This window comes from Ruegeria arenilitoris, assembly GCF_013032445.1.
GTDB classification, from domain to species: Bacteria; Pseudomonadota; Alphaproteobacteria; order Rhodobacterales; family Rhodobacteraceae; genus Ruegeria; species Ruegeria arenilitoris_F.
Genome location: NZ_WQCA01000040.1, coordinates 1 through 16,937 on the forward strand (window position 1 = coordinate 1; position 16,937 = coordinate 16,937).

The 16,937-nt window shown below is 53.2% G+C and carries 18 protein-coding genes and 3 pseudogenes; 12 read left to right on the forward strand and 9 right to left on the reverse strand.

Translation table 11 applies throughout. From position 1 onward, the window contains the following. Positions 1-461: IS6 family transposase (locus GOW98_RS23905; RefSeq protein ID WP_170336861.1), on the reverse strand; the 461-nt coding region annotated here is incomplete at its 3' end. A 318-nt stretch (positions 462-779) separates the two neighbouring features. Between GOW98_RS23905 and GOW98_RS23910 the strand changes: the two genes are divergently transcribed. Both GOW98_RS23910 and GOW98_RS23915 read left to right on the forward strand, forming a co-directional pair. After that, positions 780-1,778: a glycosyltransferase family 2 protein gene (locus tag GOW98_RS23910; RefSeq protein WP_217359724.1), complete on the forward strand. Its 999-nt coding sequence runs from the start codon at positions 780-782 to the stop codon at positions 1,776-1,778. Next, positions 1,771-2,181: a GtrA family protein gene (locus GOW98_RS23915; protein ID WP_170336863.1), complete on the forward strand. Its 411-nt coding sequence runs from the start codon at positions 1,771-1,773 to the stop codon at positions 2,179-2,181. The genes GOW98_RS23910 and GOW98_RS23915 overlap by 8 nt, the downstream gene beginning before the upstream one ends. A 166-nt stretch (positions 2,182-2,347) precedes the next feature. On the opposite strand, the pseudogene GOW98_RS23920 reads toward GOW98_RS23915, so the two are convergent. Continuing rightward, positions 2,348-2,746 (reverse strand): annotated as a pseudogene (locus tag GOW98_RS23920) (DDE-type integrase/transposase/recombinase); the annotation flags it as partial. A gap of 353 nt (positions 2,747-3,099) precedes the next feature. Here GOW98_RS23920 and GOW98_RS23925 point away from each other — a divergent pair. Further along, the gene (locus tag GOW98_RS23925; RefSeq protein ID WP_170336865.1) at positions 3,100-3,891 is read left to right on the forward strand and encodes an inositol monophosphatase family protein; all 792 of its coding nucleotides are present in this window, start codon (positions 3,100-3,102) and stop codon (positions 3,889-3,891) included. A gap of 102 nt (positions 3,892-3,993) precedes the next feature. Here the strand turns inward: GOW98_RS23925 and GOW98_RS23930 are convergent. From GOW98_RS23930 to GOW98_RS23950, 5 genes and pseudogenes are all read right to left on the reverse strand, one after another. Further along, positions 3,994-4,461 (reverse strand): annotated as a pseudogene (locus GOW98_RS23930) (histidine phosphatase family protein); the annotation flags it as partial. Next, entirely contained in the window at positions 4,462-5,532 is a 1,071-nt protein-coding gene (locus tag GOW98_RS23935) for an ABC transporter ATP-binding protein (RefSeq protein WP_170336868.1), read from the reverse strand. Continuing rightward, on the reverse strand, positions 5,529-7,745 hold the full coding sequence (locus tag GOW98_RS23940; protein ID WP_170336870.1) for an ABC transporter permease: 2,217 nt from the start codon (positions 7,743-7,745) through the stop codon (positions 5,529-5,531). The genes GOW98_RS23935 and GOW98_RS23940 overlap by 4 nt, the downstream gene beginning before the upstream one ends. Further along, positions 7,746-8,771, reverse strand: a complete 1,026-nt coding sequence (locus tag GOW98_RS23945) for an ABC transporter substrate-binding protein (protein WP_170336872.1) — start codon at positions 8,769-8,771, stop codon at positions 7,746-7,748. It abuts the gene before it with no gap. Positions 8,772-8,828: 57 nt separating this feature from the next. Beyond that, positions 8,829-9,293: an NUDIX hydrolase gene (locus GOW98_RS23950; RefSeq protein WP_170336874.1), complete on the reverse strand. Its 465-nt coding sequence runs from the start codon at positions 9,291-9,293 to the stop codon at positions 8,829-8,831. Between the two features lie 244 nt (positions 9,294-9,537). Between GOW98_RS23950 and GOW98_RS23955 the strand changes: the two genes are divergently transcribed. From GOW98_RS23955 to GOW98_RS26410, 7 genes are all read left to right on the forward strand, one after another. Next, positions 9,538-10,347, forward strand: a complete 810-nt coding sequence (locus GOW98_RS23955) for a DeoR/GlpR family DNA-binding transcription regulator (RefSeq protein WP_170336876.1) — start codon at positions 9,538-9,540, stop codon at positions 10,345-10,347. 58 nt (positions 10,348-10,405) lie between these two features. After that, the gene (gene phnD, locus GOW98_RS23960) at positions 10,406-11,380 is read left to right on the forward strand and encodes a phosphate/phosphite/phosphonate ABC transporter substrate-binding protein (protein ID WP_170336878.1); all 975 of its coding nucleotides are present in this window, start codon (positions 10,406-10,408) and stop codon (positions 11,378-11,380) included. A gap of 60 nt (positions 11,381-11,440) precedes the next feature. Further along, entirely contained in the window at positions 11,441-12,235 is a 795-nt protein-coding gene (gene phnC, locus GOW98_RS23965) for a phosphonate ABC transporter ATP-binding protein (RefSeq protein WP_170336879.1), read from the forward strand. Beyond that, positions 12,232-13,047: a phosphonate ABC transporter, permease protein PhnE gene (phnE, locus tag GOW98_RS23970; RefSeq protein WP_170336881.1), complete on the forward strand. Its 816-nt coding sequence runs from the start codon at positions 12,232-12,234 to the stop codon at positions 13,045-13,047. The genes phnC and phnE (GOW98_RS23970) overlap by 4 nt, the downstream gene beginning before the upstream one ends. Further along, positions 13,047-13,862 carry a phosphonate ABC transporter, permease protein PhnE gene (gene phnE / locus GOW98_RS23975; RefSeq protein ID WP_170336885.1) on the forward strand — a complete coding sequence of 272 codons (816 nt, stop codon included), beginning with the start codon at positions 13,047-13,049 and terminating at the stop codon, positions 13,860-13,862. The genes phnE (GOW98_RS23970) and phnE (GOW98_RS23975) overlap by 1 nt, the downstream gene beginning before the upstream one ends. Then, positions 13,826-14,764, forward strand: a complete 939-nt coding sequence (locus tag GOW98_RS23980; RefSeq protein ID WP_170336887.1) for an HAD-IIA family hydrolase — start codon at positions 13,826-13,828, stop codon at positions 14,762-14,764. Before phnE (GOW98_RS23975) ends, GOW98_RS23980 begins: the two co-directional genes overlap by 37 nt. A gap of 841 nt (positions 14,765-15,605) precedes the next feature. Continuing rightward, on the forward strand, positions 15,606-15,725 hold the full coding sequence (locus tag GOW98_RS26410) for an AsnC family transcriptional regulator (RefSeq protein WP_170336889.1): 120 nt from the start codon (positions 15,606-15,608) through the stop codon (positions 15,723-15,725). On the opposite strand, the gene GOW98_RS23990 is transcribed toward GOW98_RS26410, so the two are convergent. Continuing rightward, entirely contained in the window at positions 15,726-15,884 is a 159-nt protein-coding gene (locus tag GOW98_RS23990) for a hypothetical protein (RefSeq protein WP_170336891.1), read from the reverse strand. Here GOW98_RS23990 and GOW98_RS26415 point away from each other — a divergent pair. Continuing rightward, entirely contained in the window at positions 15,873-16,070 is a 198-nt protein-coding gene (locus tag GOW98_RS26415) for an Lrp/AsnC ligand binding domain-containing protein (RefSeq protein ID WP_170336893.1), read from the forward strand. The two genes, GOW98_RS23990 and GOW98_RS26415, sit on opposite strands and share 12 nt — an antisense overlap. Before the next feature lie 73 nt (positions 16,071-16,143). Continuing rightward, positions 16,144-16,692 (forward strand): LysE family transporter, encoded by a 549-nt coding sequence (locus GOW98_RS24000; RefSeq protein ID WP_367646898.1) that lies wholly within the window; start codon positions 16,144-16,146, stop codon positions 16,690-16,692. A gap of 87 nt (positions 16,693-16,779) precedes the next feature. Here the strand turns inward: GOW98_RS24000 and GOW98_RS24005 are convergent. Next, positions 16,780-16,937 (reverse strand): annotated as a pseudogene (locus GOW98_RS24005) (DDE-type integrase/transposase/recombinase); the annotation flags it as partial.

Genomic DNA, 16,937 nt, shown 5'->3' on the forward strand with positions numbered 1-16,937 from the left:
CAGCCGAACCGCTTCAGGGTTCTGTTCACTTCTCGAAGGCCAGCTGCATTGGCGCCACTCTTGTCTATGACAATTTTGATCGGGATCCCGTTTGAGGAGAGTGCTTTGGCAAAGAACCTGGTGGCTGCTGGACGATTACGTCGCTCGGACAGCATGAAATCAAGGGTGTTTCCCGCTTTGTCGGCCGCTCGATAGAGACACATCCACTTCCCGCGCATACGAATGGAGGTTTCCTCCATTCTCCAAGAACTGTGAGTTGAGCGCTTCTTTGATTGCGCACGAGCAGCGACTATCGGCGAGTATTTCACAACCCACCTATTCAATGTGGCGTGGTCAACTCGCACACCGCGTTCAGCCATGATCTCTTCCAAGTCACGATAAGAAACCGTGTACCGCAGGTAGAAGTATACAGCGTACAAAATCGCATCCTTGGGAAAATGACAGCCTTTCAAGGAAATCATGCTGAAACCTGTTGGAGAACAGTACGCGGATAGCAAACGTCGAAATCTGCAGGCTCGTCAATCAAGACCCAAAGTTTGCGACACATCCTTTTGTTGACTGCTTTGATACCGCCAGTGTTTGCGACAGAACCGCCGCGGACAGGTTCTTCCGTGGCCTAGGGGCAAATCAGGCGGTGGTGAGCTCGACCAAGCAATAGATTTCTTCTGGAGAGCCAGAGCTGGGGCAGGTCAACTGAAAACCCTAAGTTCTGTTGAACTTGCAATAGATATGTTTAGGCTGGGGTGTTTGACCCTGAGTGATTTGTGGGAATCGTATCTTTGCTGCTCTCCATTGTCGTGCCTTGCTATAATGAACAAAGTGGTATTGCTGAGTTTCATAAGCGCACGAAAGCCGCGTGTAAAATCGACGGTATCGAACTGGAAATCGTATATGTAAACGATGGCAGTTCAGACGAAACGCTAAATCGCTTGCGCGAGCTCATGAACGACAACGTTTCGGTTACGGTAGTTGATCTGAGCCGCAATTATGGCAAAGAAATCGCCTTATCAGCCGGCTTGGACCACGCGCGCGGAGACGTAGTGGTTCCCATTGATGCCGATCTGCAGGACCCGCCCGAGCTGATACCTGAAATGATAGATAAACACTGCGAGGGATATAACGTTGTCTATGCACGGCGTCGCAGTCGTGCAGGTGAATCATGGCTCAAGAAAAAAACCGCTGCCCTGTTCTATCGAGCTATGACTCGGGTCGGTGGAAAGGTCGAACTTCCTGCCAATGTCGGTGACTTCCGCTTGATGGATCGGAAATCTCTAGATGCTTTGCTTCAACTGCGTGAGCAGCACCGTTTTATGAAGGGCCTGTTTGCAGTTGTGGGTTTTCGTCAGATCGCAATTGAATACGACCGCGACCCTCGCTTTGCCGATGAAACCAAGTGGAGCTACTGGAAGCTTTGGAACTTATCCCTCGAAGCGATCACGTCGTTCACCATACTGCCGCTGAAACTGTCGACCTACCTAGGGCTATTGGTGGCTATGTTTGCTTTTATTTACGGTGCCTACATTGTGTTAAAGGCGATTTTCTTTGGCGATCCGGTTGATGGCTTCCCGTCGCTCATCGCGATTGTCACACTGATCGGCGGTGTCCAACTCATGGTTCTGGGCGTGATTGGCGAATACCTTGGACGCATCTTCAACGAAACCAAGCGACGCCCGCTGTACTTCGTTCAAGATGTACTGCCGAAGTCTGAAAGTGATCAATCAAGCGGCACAGACGCCGCCTTGACCAACGACACCGAGAAGGCGTTCAAATGTGACTAAGCCGGCCACAGATACCGCCAAGCAATCGCCCTTGAATGACTTGTTACGGCAAGCTGTTACCTTCGGTCTGGTTGGCGTTGTAAATACGCTTGTCGGTTTGACAGTTTTCTACGGTTTTCTATTCGTTGTCGGTGCTCCGCCAGGAGTGTCCAATGTGATTGGTCATTGCGTCGCTGTGTGCGGTTCGTTTCTCCTAAACTCCAAGTTTACCTTCAATCGTAGGCCAAGTGCCAAGCGCGCAATCCAATTTCTTTTCTGTTTTGGAGTCAGCCTGGCAGTAAACCTAGCCGTCCTGCATGGTGGGATCGCGATGGACCTGTCGCCAGGCATTGCACAACTTCCGGCCATGGTGGCTTACACAGGTGTGTTTTTTTTGATGAGTCGGTTTCTTGTTTTCAAGTGAGTGGATAACATGTGGCTAAATAAAGAAGTCCTGAGTTCGCGAACTGTTTGTTGTGCGGACTTGCGCTGCTTTTGGTTGGGCTCGTGTACTTAGCGCAGAAGTCGTTTCTGAGGGTTTTGTTGCAAAGATTTGAGCCCGTTGAGTTTTTTCAGTAATCGCTCGTTTGTCAGGTGGCGAGCTCAGCGAACTGCTGAAATGGGCAGAGTCCGGGCGTGAGTTGTCCCTTGCGGATCATGTGCGACACTTCGATTCTGTCGAGCGATGCCGCTGCTGAAGCAAAGGCCTTGAACCCCAGCATTGGCCGCGTGCGTCTCTTGATGAAACGGTGGTCCTGTTCCACGATATTGTTCAAGTATTTCCGCCTAACCATCTCAATTGGGATCGGGCAGCCAAAGCCTTTGAGCATTTTGTTGATGACCTTTATGCCGGCGGTGTTGGCACCGCTCTTGTCGATCACAATCTTCCTCGGCAATCCATTGATCCCCAACATCCTGGCGAAGAACTTGGTGGCGGCTGGTTTGTTGCGAAGTTGTGAAAGCATGAAATCAAGGGTCTTCCCGTGCCTATGACTGGAGGCAGCCCAAAACGGACATTTCAGGTCTGCGGTTCGAATGGAGAGCCGACCTTTGTTGCGCGCACAAACCAAATTGAGCGCCGACAAGTAAGCCGACACTCAAAGGGTGGGTGTTTCAGGATCTTAGCTGCGCTACCGCAAGTCGGCTCTGCATCCAATGCAATCAGAAATTAGAGAACTATCGATCGGGAGATTGATCGCGGAGAAGATCGCAGACACTAGGAACTCAAGGTTTGTGGAGCCAATATTGGCACCTGAAGCAAGCGAAATGACTATGTGGTTGCCTAGTCTTCGCTAGGCCTACAATGTTGTTGGGCAACTCTCCAACCGAAAAAGGAGCACCTATGTCTCGACTTTCAGAACGCAGAGACTTTGCCTCCGAAGTCTGTAAGGAAGCTGGGCTACTTGCCAAAAAGTTCTTTGCAGATCGGGTCAATCTTATTGTTGATCAAAAAGGCGCTCAGGACTGGGTGAGCGAGGCGGACAAAAATGTCGAGACTTTCATTCGTCAAAGGATCGCGGAGGCGTGGCCCAAAGATGGCGTATACGGTGAAGAGCATGGCGCGGTAGCGGGAGAGAGTGGCTTTGACTGGGTTATTGATCCAATTGATGGGACCACGAATTTCGTGAACGGTATTCCTGCATGGACCATTGTTCTGGCTGGTGTCACTGAAGGCCAAACGGAGATTGGTGTGATCCACGATCCAAACGTGGATGAAACTTTTGTAGCAACTCGCGGAGAAGCTGCGACACTGAACGGATCACCGATAAGCGTCGCGTCAGGAGTGCCGTTGCACGACGGAACAGTGGCCGTAGGATACTCGAACCGGATTGAGAGCCGTCATGTCTTACCTGTTATCGAGGATCTGATTGAGCACGGGGCGATGTTTCACAGAAACGCCAGCGGAGCGCTTTCATTGGCTTACGTCGCTGCCGGACGCCTTCTGGGTTACGTGGAGGAGCACATGAATGCATGGGATTGTCTGGCTGGGCAATTGCTGGTCTCGGAAGCGGGTGGCGTTGTTGAGGATCAGAACGCCGATGCGATGATCCGAGACGGCGGGCGCGTGATCGCAGGCACGCCAGACGTGTTCGAAACGTTGCGTGAGATCGCAGAGAACGCTTGGAACGCTTAACGCCCATGCCAATGAGACCCTACGTGATCTAGGCTTGAGCGTAGCTAAATCAGCCTGCCAGAAATGGCCTTGTGAGGGTTGGTCGTGCTTGCGGTCTATCGAACAATTCGAGAGTGCGCACCAAAGCAATGTGCCCACTGCTCCATGCGTCACGATTGCAAGATCCCCGGCATCACGTGACTGGGTAATCTCAGTGACTGTCCGAGGAATGCGTATCTGTGCTTCGATCGCTGGTTCCCAACCGCGATAGCTACTTTCCAGCTGAGCAAAGAAAGCATCGGCCGTGGCTTCGAAGTCTTTCAGTGGCAAGTAACCGGTTGCGCTGCGGTCGTTCTCACCAAGACCCAAGTTGCAATTCACGGGTAGCGTTCGTGGTGCAGCAAGAATCTCACCTGTTTCGCGGGCCTTCCGCTCGCCACTGGTCCATATCTGCGTGACGTTGGTCAGGATTCCACTGGATGCAAATTCAGTAGCGCGCTTACGGCCCACAGCATTCAAGCCCCATTCAGTTATCGGGACGGCCGGATCGATAGAGACCTCGGGTTCTGTGATGATAATGAGTTTCGGCATTTAATCCGGCAAAAGAACGGGCCCTTTGTCAGCAAAACCCATTCTAACTTCGGTGCCGGGATCAAGCGGCGCATCGACGTCATCGTGTACGGCAAAAACCTGACCGAATGCACCGATCAGCGTGTATTCCATCCGAACGCCAACATAGGTCGCCTTGGCCACCTTGGCTGGTATGCCTTGGTCTGAGCCGATAACCAAACGTGAGGGTCGCACTGCAATGGTTGCGTTTCCTTCGGACAAACCGCGACGTGGCAGCGTGTGGCGGTAGCCTTCGATTTCTATCGTTGCCACGTCGCCATTGATATCGACGATTTGACAATCCAAAAGGTTTGCCTCACCTATGAAATCGGCGACAAAACGGTCGTTCGGAGCATCGTAAAGCTGGCGTGGTGTGCCCATTTGGGCGATCGCTGCGTTGCGCATGACGACAATCTCATCCGAAACTGCCAGTGCCTCCTCCTGATCGTGGGTCACGTAAACAACTGTCAAACCAAGGTCTTGCTGGATTGCCCGAATATCCTCTCGCACCTGACGGCGAAGCTTGGCATCGAGGTTGGACAGCGGCTCGTCGAACAGCAGAACCTGAGGCTCAAGAACCAGCGCGCGGGCGACGGCAACACGTTGTTGTTGGCCCCCTGACAGTTCAGAGGGAAGACGGTTGTTGAACCCCTGAAGACCGACCAGTTCCAATCCATACAGAGCGCGGCTGCGGGCTTCATCCTTTGCAAAGCCCGAGAATGTGAGGCCATACATCACGTTTTCCAGCACGCTCATGTGAGGGAAAAGCGCGTATGACTGGAACACCATGGATACGTCACGGTCGGTGGCGGGCAATTTGGTCACGTCCCGATCACCAATTAGGATCTTGCCCGAGCTTGCCATTTCCAACCCGGCAATCATGCGCAGAGTCGTTGTTTTTCCGCAGCCTGACGGACCAAGCAGTGTGACGAGTTTTCCTGCCTCGACATGCAGGTTGATGTTGTCGACGGCGACGACGTCCTTGCCGAATATTTTCGACACGTTCTCAAAGCGTACCGGGGCGGCCTTGGAACCGATTTTGGTATCGGTCATCGCGATGTCTCCGTTCCGTGTTGCGTGCGTCGTCCAATCTGGACCCGGCCAACAAGTAGTTGCAGTAAACCGACCGCCGCGAGCATCACAAAGATCAGCGTCGTCGAATAGGCGATCGCAAGGCCATAGTCGTTATTCTCGACCCGACCGATAATGTAGCTGGTCGCCATGTCATATTCTGCGCTGACCAGAAAGATGACAGCCGAGATCGCAGTCATGGCACGGACAAAACTGTAAACGAGCGCAGCAAGTATCGCAGGGCGCAACAGCGGCAGGATAACGTTTCGGAACGTTTGCCACGAGTTTGCACCAAGTGTCAGCGAGGATTCATCAAGGCTGCGGTCAAGCTGCGACATGCTCGCGATCCCCGCACGAACGCCAACCGGCATATTACGGAAGATGAAGCTGACAACGAGAATGACACCAGTACCCGTGATTTCAATTGGCGGAACGTTGAAGGCTAGGATGTAGCTGACGCCTATCACTGTTCCGGGGATAGCGAAGGACAACATTGTTCCAAATTCGAAAGCGTTCTTGCCTGCAAAACTTTGCCTGGTCAGCAGATAAGCGGTCACCAGACCAACGGCGGCAGTCAACGGGGCAGCAATGGCCGCGATGGTTATGGTAGTCCAGAAACTGTCCCAAGCGGCTCCGGTCCAGCGAATGCTATCTTCTTCGAAACGTACGGAGAATGCGGTGATATAGTGTTTGATAGTCAGCGAGTTATCGACACCCCACAACTCGACGACACTGCCGTAAATGATCATCGCATAAACAACAATTGTGAACAGCGCCCAGCCCAGAGCGATGAGCAGCACTGGAACGGAAAGGCCAGTCGGCATCAGCGGATGAACGCCGGCATCCCCTTTGCCGGTGACGGTTGTGTAGCTTTTCTTCCCCAGCCAGACACGCTGAGCATAAAAGGCGGAAAGAGTAAAGAAGAGCAGCACCATGGCCAGGACCGCGGCTCTGCCTTGATCGTATTGAGCGCCAACGATGGCGAAGAATATCTCGGTCGAAAGCACGTCGAAATTCCCGCCCAATACAAGCGGATTGCCGAAGTCGGCCATGCTTTCGATGAAGCCCAGAAGAAATGCGTTCGCAAGACCGGGCCGCATCAGGGGCAACGAAACCGTCTTGAATGTCTGCCATCTGCTGGCGCGGAGCGTTTGGGCCGCTTCTTCCATCGACGGAGAGACGCCTTCAACCACACCTATTAGAACAAGAAACGCAATTGGCGTGAACGCGAGTGTCTGCGCGATCAGGATGCCAGGCATTCCGTAAAGCCAGCGTGTCGGCTGCGTTCCGAACAATTCGGCAAAGAACCGGGTGACCGATCCGGACAGGCCAAAAAGCAAGATCAGCGCTAGGCCGATCACGAATGGCGGGGTGATTATCGGCAGAACGGTCAGAGCCCGCAGCGCGCTTTTATGGCGAAAGCCTGAGCGCGTCACGACCAGTGCAAAGCAAAGACCCAGGACCGTAGTGATGACACCAACGAAAATGGCAAGGAACAGTGAATTCCAGGCGGCGCCACAACGCGCTCCCTGAAAACATCCCAGACCCCAAAGTCGATCATCGAAAAACTTTGAGAAGAATACCGCGATGGAGTACGCGCCGTCTTCGGTGATGAAGGCAGCGAAAAGCATCTTCGCGATGGGAAAAAAGACAAAAGCGGTGACAATTGTAATAACGCCACCGATGGCGCTGACGACAAAGACGTCACCGTTAATGGCACCCCTTGCCGCGATCCCCTGAGTAAGCAGGAACAGAAAGCTTGAGGCACACATCATCGCGCCATAGCCCATTCCGAACTGACGGTCGCTGAGTTCGCCAAACATCGCCTCCAACCAATTGAAGTTGAAGCCTCTGATGCCAATGCTGAACCCCTGAGCGATCAGCCAGCCAAAGCCAAGCGCCCCTGACAGGATCAGTATTCTGGCGTAAAGTGGATCAGATTTGGGGCGCTTCAACACCAATAGCGGCAAGGCGAGTGCGATCAGGAGCGGAGCGAGCCAAAGTTTTTCACCCTGTCCAATCAGAAACGCCGCGGGGGCATAATCCTCATCGAATGGGTAGCCGCCCAAAAGCCACTCGAACGACCAAAGGCCACCGTCGACCATATACCAAGGCAACAGGCAGAATCCGACCCACCCGGCCGTGATCCAGAAGATCAGGACCGGATGGGTCGTTTTTGAAGTCCGATCAGTCATTTACTGCGGCAGAGTCGAAACCTCTTCGTCCCATTTCTGCAACAGTCGCTTCCGTTCGTCTGACGAACCATACTTTTTGAAGTCATAGTCAATCAGCTTAATCTGACTCATGTCTGGCGCGCTATCCGAAGTTTCCGCGCTCTTATTCGAAGGTACCTGAAACGCGTTGACCTGAAGAGCAAGGTTCTGGGCTTCGGGTGACAGTGCCCAGTCATAGAACTTTTTCGCTTCTTCTTGGTTGCGGGCTCCTTCAATAATCGACATCGAGCCAATTTCGTATCCTGTGCCCTCGCACGGTGCGACGACCTTAATCGGGAATCCTGAAACGGCCTGCTTCACAGCGTCATGCATGAAGACGATACCAATGGTGTTCTCACCACGACCGGCGGCCTTGATCGGCGCAGAACCAGACTTGGTATATTGGTTGATGTTCGAATGCAGACCTTTCATGAACTCAAAGCCTTCATCTTCACCAAAGATCTGCACCATCGACGCCAGCGTGGTATAGGCCGTACCTGATGAGTTCGGGTTCGCCATCTGAACGTGGCCCTTGTATTCGGGCTTCAGCAGGTCTTTCCAGCAGGCTGGTTCGGGTAGGTTATTGGCAGCAACAAGATCGGCATTGTAGCCATAGCCGAGTGCGCCTGAATAGATACCGATCGTCTTGTTGCCCGCGCTTTCCGCTTGGGATATCGCCCAATCATGAAGCTGGTCGCGCATTGGCGAAATGTATTCCATCGTCAGGCCCTCTTCGGCGGCCTGCAAATGCGGATCACCCGTGCCGCCCCACCAAACGTCTCCCTTCGGATTCGAGCTTTCGGCGCGGATTTGTGCAAAAGTTTCACCTGACGACTTCCGGGTCATGTTGACGTCGATGCCCGTCGCATCTTCAAAGCTTCGCGCCATGAGTTGGCACCAGTCTTCCTGTGCCGAACAATAGAATGTCAACTTATCGGCCTGTGCCGCTGATAGTGACGCAGCCAGGGCGATCACCGATCCAACCGCAGTGGATGTCAATTTTCTCATTTTTTCCTCCCTTTGAGCTAAATGCGACCGGGTTTCCCGGTTCTTTCATGCCCTTCCTCATGCAGCCTTTCGAAGTTTCTCTATGACAATTTTGACTTCTGGATCGTCTGTTAGATTATTCAGCAAATCTGACAGGTCTCTCTCTTGAACCAACTTTGCGGCCTTTGCCGGTGTGAACCAATGACGCGTTCGTTCACCTTCTTCCTTCCAATGTCGTTTCAACTTTTCGACGACCAGAGGATAAAGGGTAACGCGGCAGCGAACGCTGCTTCGCCCCTCGTATCGTTTATCATAGAAAAAATGACCGATGGCCCGTTTCGATATGGTGCCGACTGCGCCTGCTTCTTCTTGAGCTTCTATTTCTGCGGCATGCCATGGTTTTTTGCCGTCCATTAGCCATCCTTTTGGGATAACCCACCGGCCGGTATCCCGCGAAGTGACCATAAGAACGCGCAACTTGCCAGTCTTGTCCCAGCGCATTGGAAGCGCCGCAATCTGATCTGCCGTTTCGCTGTCGCCCATGCCGCTCCTCAATGCCACACGATCAAAAACCAAAAGGAAGCTTTCTTATTGGCAAGTCGGCCAGTTAACGCTTTGCCTTGGCTCGTATTCTGAATTTGATCAACCTGTGCATCTTCGCTTTGCGCTTCGAATTACTTGTGATCGCTCGAATTCTCACAACCTTCTGAGGGTTATGCAACAAAAAATATTGCATTATGACCGAAAGCCCACAAAAGTAGGTTTCGAAGCCTAGTCGGGTCGTCGGATGTCCAAAACAAAAACGCGCGGCAAAATGTCTGAAAAGAACCAGAGCCGGGTAAAGAAGTCCGACCGGCGCCAACAGATATTGTTGGAGCTGAAGCTGCGCCCGCACGTTCGCATCAACGAACTGGCACAGCGGTTCAACGTCTCCAACGAGACGGTACGCAGAGATTTCGATGCTCTGTCGAATGACGGCTTGATAGCACGGGCACACGGGGGGGCATCAGCTGCTGCGCAAGGGCACTATCCAGGTTTGGATGAACGAACAAACGCTCAGGTAGAGGAACGCGAACGGATAGGTGCCATTGCAGCAGAACTGATCCAGAGCGGTGAAACGGTTATGATCGATTCTGGCTCGACCACAATCGAAATGGCACGTGCACTTGCTTATATTGGCACCCCTTGCACGATAATAACCAATTCCATTCCCGTAGCTATGACCCTTGGCCATGGGGCTGCTCAAGTCCTGTTATGCCCAGGGGAATACTTGGCAACTGAGTCTGCAACTATCGGAACCGAGACGCTGGAATTTCTGTCCCGTTTCAACGTCGACAGGTGCATGATCGGTTCCTCTGGTTTCTCGACGGATGGTCCTTCAGAAACAGTGCGGGGCTTTGCGGCAGTAAAGAGGGTGATGCTGACGCGTGCCGAGAAACGGCACCTTCTTGTTGATTCCGGGAAATTCGGTCGGAAAGGCTTGTCTCAAGTAGGAGACCTTAACGACTTGGATTCCATAGTCACCGACAAAAAACCAACAGGAGAATTGCGTAACGCTATTGAGGGCGCCGAGGTCGACGTTCTCGTCGCCGGGTAGACATAGAATGATTGATTAACAGCGGACAGAAAGCACCGCACATGACTGGGAGGAAAACATGAAGATCGATATCAAACTATTGCTTGGGGCCTCTGCAATCGCACTCATGTCGATGAGTGGAATAGCGTCGGCGCAGGATTGTCCACGCGGTGACTTGGACGAGCGTTTTTGTGATGCCGACGGTGATTTGATCGCGGATATCCCCACAGATCCTTCCGAGCAAATAGATCCAGACACCTTGATCTTTGCTTATACGCCGGTTGAAGACCCTGCCGTATACAAAACCGCGTGGTCTGATTTTCTGGACCATTTGAAAGCAGAAACGGGCAAGGACGTTGTCTTCTTTCCTGTTCAAAACAACGCAGCCCAGATCGAGGCGATGCGCTCAGGGCGCCTGCATATTGCGGGATTCAACACCGGATCCAACCCACTTGCGGTAAACTGCGCTGGGTTCCGTCCGTTCACAATCATGGCTTCGAAGGACGGTAATTTTGGTTACGAGATGGAAATCATCACTTATCCGGGCTCGGGTATCGAAAAGGTTGAAGACATCAAGGGAAAGCAACTGGCTTTTACATCCCCCACATCCAACTCGGGATTCAAAGCGCCCTCAGCGATCCTGAAGAGCGACTTTGATCTTCAGCCCGAACGCGATTTCGAACCTGTCTACTCGGGCAAGCACGACAACTCGATACTAGGTGTCGCCAACAAGGACTACCTAGCGGCTTCGATCGCGAACTCCGTTAAATCCCGGATGATCTCGCGCGATGTGATCAAGGAAGATGATGTCGTTACGATCTACAAGTCGCAGACCTTCCCGACCACAGGGTTTGGGACCGTTTACAACTTGACACCCGAGTTGCAGGAGAAAATCCGCAATGCGTTTTTCAATTTTGACTGGGAAGGCACGACACTGGAGGCGGAGTTCTCGAAATCGAACGAAGGCCAATTCCTCGAGATGACCTATCAGGAATTCTGGGACGTCATTCGTAAAATTGACGCAGCAAATGGCGTCTCTTACGCCTGCCAGTAATCTTTGGCACATCCGGCGGGCCTGAAAGGGCCTGCTGTTCACCCTAATCTGGGGCATTTCATGCTGCGTCTTCAAAAGCTGACAAAAACATACAAGACCGGAGATCAGGCGCTGAAGGCGATTGATCTTGAGGTTCCAAAAGGACAGGTTCTTGCGTTGATTGGGCCCTCGGGCGCGGGCAAATCGACCATGATCCGTTGCGTAAACCGCTTAGTCGAACCCACAAGCGGCGGCGTCCTTCTGGATGACGTAGACGTGACCAAACTCGGCTCGGGTGCGCTGCGGAAAGCACGCCGCGAAATGGGCATGATCTTTCAGGAATATGCCTTGGTCGAACGCCTCACGGTGATGGAAAACGTATTGTCCGGCAGGCTGGGCTACGTGGGGTTCTGGCGCAGTTTCCTGCGGCGGTATCCGCAGTCGGATGTGGACGAAGCCTTCCGGCTACTCGATCGGGTGGGGCTGTTGCACATGGCTGATAAGCGGGCAGATGAGCTATCGGGTGGTCAACGCCAAAGGGTGGGCATCTGCCGCGCCTTGATTCAAAACCCGAAATTGTTGCTGGTTGATGAGCCAACTGCGTCGCTGGACCCAAAGACCAGCCGTCAGATAATGCGGCTAATCACCGAGTTATGTCAGGAACGCGGATTGGCAGCCATTATCAATATCCATGATGTGGCGCTCGCTCAGATGTTTGTTCCCCGCGTCGTGGGTCTCCGCTTTGGCGAAATTGTGTATGATGGGCTTCCCACCGGCCTTACCCCTGAGAAGCTGACCGAGATCTATGGGGAAGAAGACTGGGAAGCAACCATCGAAAAAGTGGACGAAGATGAAGATGTCGAGGCTGCAGAATGAGCCATCGAGAGTTAGACGACATGCTGGGAAAAGGCTGGCGTAAGCCTGCCTTTGTTAAAAACCCATTGCTCCGCTGGGCATTGCTTCTTGGCTTTTTCGCCTACCTGATCGCAGCCTTTATGACCATCGAAGTTGATTGGGGGCGGGTCTATGAAGGGCTAGACCGGGGATGGGCGTTTGTACTTGCGTTTACCAGCCCAGACTTTCTTTCGCGGTGGACCGATATATGGAGCGGCCTTGTGGAGAGTATAGTGATGACTGTCGCCGCGTCGGTCGTTGGTATTTTGATTTCTATTCCGATTGGACTAGGGGCGGCACGCAATATCGCCCCATTGCCAATCTACATTATCTGCCGAGGCATTGTCGCAATAAGTAGGGCGTTACAGGAGATCATTGTCGCCATTTTGTTAGTGGCTATATTCGGTTTTGGACCGCTGGCCGGATTTCTGACGCTATCCTTCGCCACCATCGGATTTCTCTCGAAACTGCTGGCCGAAGATATCGAAGCCATGGACAAGGTTCAGGCCGAGGCGATTAAGGCGTCTGGAGCACGTTGGCCGCAATGGATCAATTATGGAGTTCAGCCGCAAGTGATGCCGCGGCTTGTGGGCCTTTCCATGTATCGGATCGACATCAACTTCCGAGAAAGCGCGATCCTCGGGCTCGTGGGAGCTGGTGGAATTGGAGCGACTTTGAACACTGCATTCGACCGCTATGAATACGACACTGCGGCAGCCATTCTCATACTTATCATCGGCATCGTGATGGCTCTTGAATACCTTTCGGGGATTATTAGAGCGAGGGTTCAGTAATGCCGATACTTGAACGCGACGGTGCGCAAATCTGGCGTCGCCGGACAACAGGTCAGAGCTTGGTTCGTTGGTTCGGCTGGTTGCTGGGCGTGGCGATTTTTGTTTACTGCTGGCAGCTGATCTCGGAATCCACCACCTGGTTTTTCGTCTGGGACGCGCCCCGCATCGCCAATGATATTTGGACCCGGGCAACGCCTCCTAAATGGGATTACATCACCCAACTGGGTCGCCCGATTTGGGACACGCTAAATATCGCCACTTTGGGTACAATCATCGCCCTGTGTATGGCAGTGCCCGTCGCCTTTTTGGCTGCCCGCAACACCACGCCGTCCGCTCTGTTCATCCGGCCGATTGCGCTATTGGTCATTGTCTCGACCCGCTCCATCAACTCGTTGATCTGGGCGCTTCTTCTGATCGCGATTATTGGTCCCGGAGTGTTCGCCGGTGTAGTAGCAATCGCCATTCGTTCAATCGGGTTTTGCGCAAAGCTTCTTTACGAAGCGATTGAGGAAATCGATCACACGCAGGTCGAAGCAATCACGGCAACCGGCGCTTCACGCTGGCAGGTCATGGCTTATGGGATCGTACCGCAAATCCTACCCGCGTTTGCAGGCATTGCTGTTTTCCGTTGGGATATCAACATCCGCGAATCCACGGTGCTCGGGCTGGTTGGAGCCGGAGGTATCGGGTTGCAATTGTCGGCTTCGCTCAACGTACTGGCTTGGCCGCAAGTCAGCCTGATCCTGATTGTAATTCTGGTCGCGGTTATGATCAGCGAATGGGTTTCGGCGAAAGTACGAGGAGCCATCATTTGACCGGGTTCTCTGCGCAAGAGGCTTTTGACGCCTACGAGGCTGTGCGACATCGCCTTCCGCAAACCAGATCTACTGAAGTGTGCTATCGCCGGGCGGACACGCTGGAGGACATAGCTCATGAGTTTGACGTGTTCCTCCTCGATGCCTTCGGGGTTCTCAATATTGGTGATACGGCAATCCCAGATACACCAGATCGGGTCAGGTCGCTGAAAGCCGCCGGCAAACGTGTTCTGGTTGTGTCGAATGCCGCTGGGTTTCCCCACACAACTCTCATAGAGAAATACAATAGGCTTGGTTACAACTTCGCGCCACAAGACGTGATCACCAGTCGGGCCACATTGTTGTCTGAAATAAACGGCCAAAGTGAGTTGCATTGGGGATTGATGGCAACTCCCAGTGCCGGCCTTCGCGATCTGGAGGGGCTGAAACTTTCCTATCTGGAGGATGACCCGAAGCCCTACGAAACCGTCGACGGTTTTTTGATGATCGGGTCAGCTGTTTGGAATGAAACGCGACAAGCCATGTTGGAGGCCGCTTTGCTAGAGCGTCCCCGTCCGGTATTAGTCGGCAACCCCGACATTGCCGCTCCGCGCGAGTACGGTTTTTCCAAAGAACCCGGTCTTTACGCGCACCTGCTAGCAGACCGGACAGGCGTCATCCCTCAGTTCTTTGGAAAACCTTTCGCCAACATCTATGATCTTGCATTCAATCGTCTGGGGCACATCGACAAGTCCCGGGTTCTGATGGTTGGCGACAGCCTGCACACCGACATTCTAGGTGCACGAAATGCAGGCTTAGCTTCCGCACTCATCTCTGGATTCGGTTTCTTCGCAGGGCATGATGTTGAAGCAGCGATCATGAAGGCAGGGATAGTACCGAATTTTGTTGTAAACCGGCCTTGATATTAGGGCGTTCCTCTTAGATTCATGCTTTCTGTTAACTCGAATGTCGGGTGAATTTGCGTTGCGAACACACCGACCATGTGAACGAAGCGCCACGTGTGAACGGCAGCTTTGGAGAACCCTCCGCAACAACTTAACTCTAAACTCACGTCCGGATTGGGCCGCACTCCGAGCTTTGCAAAGTCAGCTTTCTGCGCTTCGCAGACGTTGATGCAACTGCGGTATAATCGAGATCGCTGTTCTGAACCTGAATAGGCGCTTTCAGACTTTTTAGATCTCGGTCTATCGCGCGACTGCCCGCAAAGGCGCGAGGCGCTGCGATAATTGAGGTCTCCGCCCCTCCCGCCTTTGCTACCACTGAATGATAACCAGTCAAATCAACTGCCCGAAAGGCGGTCGATAACGCCTGGCGATTGGATGCAACTCCTACCAAAATTGGATACTATGCCACGCAGTATTGGTAAGAATGCGCGGCGACGCTATTGAAAACACTGCGGCAGTCTTAAGAGAATATGCAGGAACCGCTAATCTTCTTTTGGTTTCGCTGCTGATCCCACAGGTCGCTATCAGTCTTGCCTCTGGTGGCGACTGCTGTTGTTGATGCGATCAAGTGCCGGAGCTTAGTTCCATTGCGTGCCGATCTGTTTGAGAACCAGCAGAATGACAGCTTTCAAAAATCCGGCATCCATCTTCTGACGAAACTGGGGGAGATTGACGGAGATCGCTAGGTTTCACCGGCCCCTGTCCGGTCTTTTCAATGGATTTCGTTTTGTCGCCGGTACTGGCAGAATATTTCGGCTACTGTACGGCTTTACCGATTAAAGATAGATAGGGACCGATTATGGACGCGGTTGACCGGAAAATTTGCGAAATTGTGCAAGGCGATGGGCGCGCTTCGAGCGCGGCGATTGCTGAAGCCTCGGGTGTGCCGACCTCCACCGCCAACGACCGTCTGCGCTGACTAGCTGCGAACGGGACAATCCGGGGCTGGCACGCTGCACTTGATCCGCACCGCGTCGGGGACGGCCTTGCCGGCTTTATCCTGATCGACATGGGGTACGAGGGCGAAGCAGAGGTTGTAGACGCTTTTTGCGCCCGGCCAGAAGTCATGGCGCTTCATCATATTTCGGGAGGGCATTCCTATCTTCTGCAACTGCGAGTGAAGGACATGAATGCAGTGCAGGATTTTCTTGCCGAGGTGGTGAAGCCGTTTACTGCAGTGACACACACAGAAACGATTTTCGCCCTAAAAACACACAAAGAGACCGCTCCCGTGCGCGTAGCGCCCCGATCCGACGGAGAGTGAGATGATTGAAGTCTTGTTAAAAGGCGTTGGCGTGGCCGTTGCGGCACCGGTTGGCCCAATTGGCCTCTAGTGTATTAAGCGTACGCTTGCAGACGGGAAGGCCCATGGCATGGCGTCAGGGCTGGGAGCTGCCAGCGCGGATGCGGTTTACGGGTTCATGGTTGCCGCAGGTTTTGCGGCAACGGGTATATTAGTCAGCTACGCTGAGCCAATGGAGCTCTTTGGAGGATTGCTGATTGCGATCCTCGGGGCGCTGTCCGTCCGTACATTTCTAAGAGGCGTAGGCGAAGACTCAAAGCCAGCGGATGCAAGAGGCGCACGAGGCCTCATTCCTGCGTTTGTTACCACTTTCGCCCTGACAATCTCAAACCCGATGACCATCCTAGCGTTTGTGGCGCTCGTTGCGGGCATCGGTGCATCTGCGACGGCGTCATCCGGAGCCGCATATGTGCTGGTGCTCGGAGTTTTCGTCGGCTCGGCGCTATGGTGGCTGTTTCTCGTGACGGCGGCGTCCAAAGCAAGCGCACGCATCACACCATGCGCCACTCGTTGGCTCGACCTGATTTCTGGTTTGGTGCTTTTGATCTGGGGCGGATGGATCGCATGGGGTGCTCTTTCATGACATTGAAGCATATCGCCATCGTGGGGTGCGGCTTGGCTCTGTTTCGTGTTTTCGGTTGGATAAGGAGAACGCGGTGTGGCAGCAGGTTTAAGAGGCAAGTTCCTTGAACTGGCGAAACGGACAGAGGCCAAGCGTAATTTGACCCTTTCGGATCATGTGCGCCACTTCTATTCCGTCCAACGTTGCAACTGCTGAAGCGAAGGATTTGAATCCTAGAATGGGCCTGATCCTTCGTTTGATGAAAC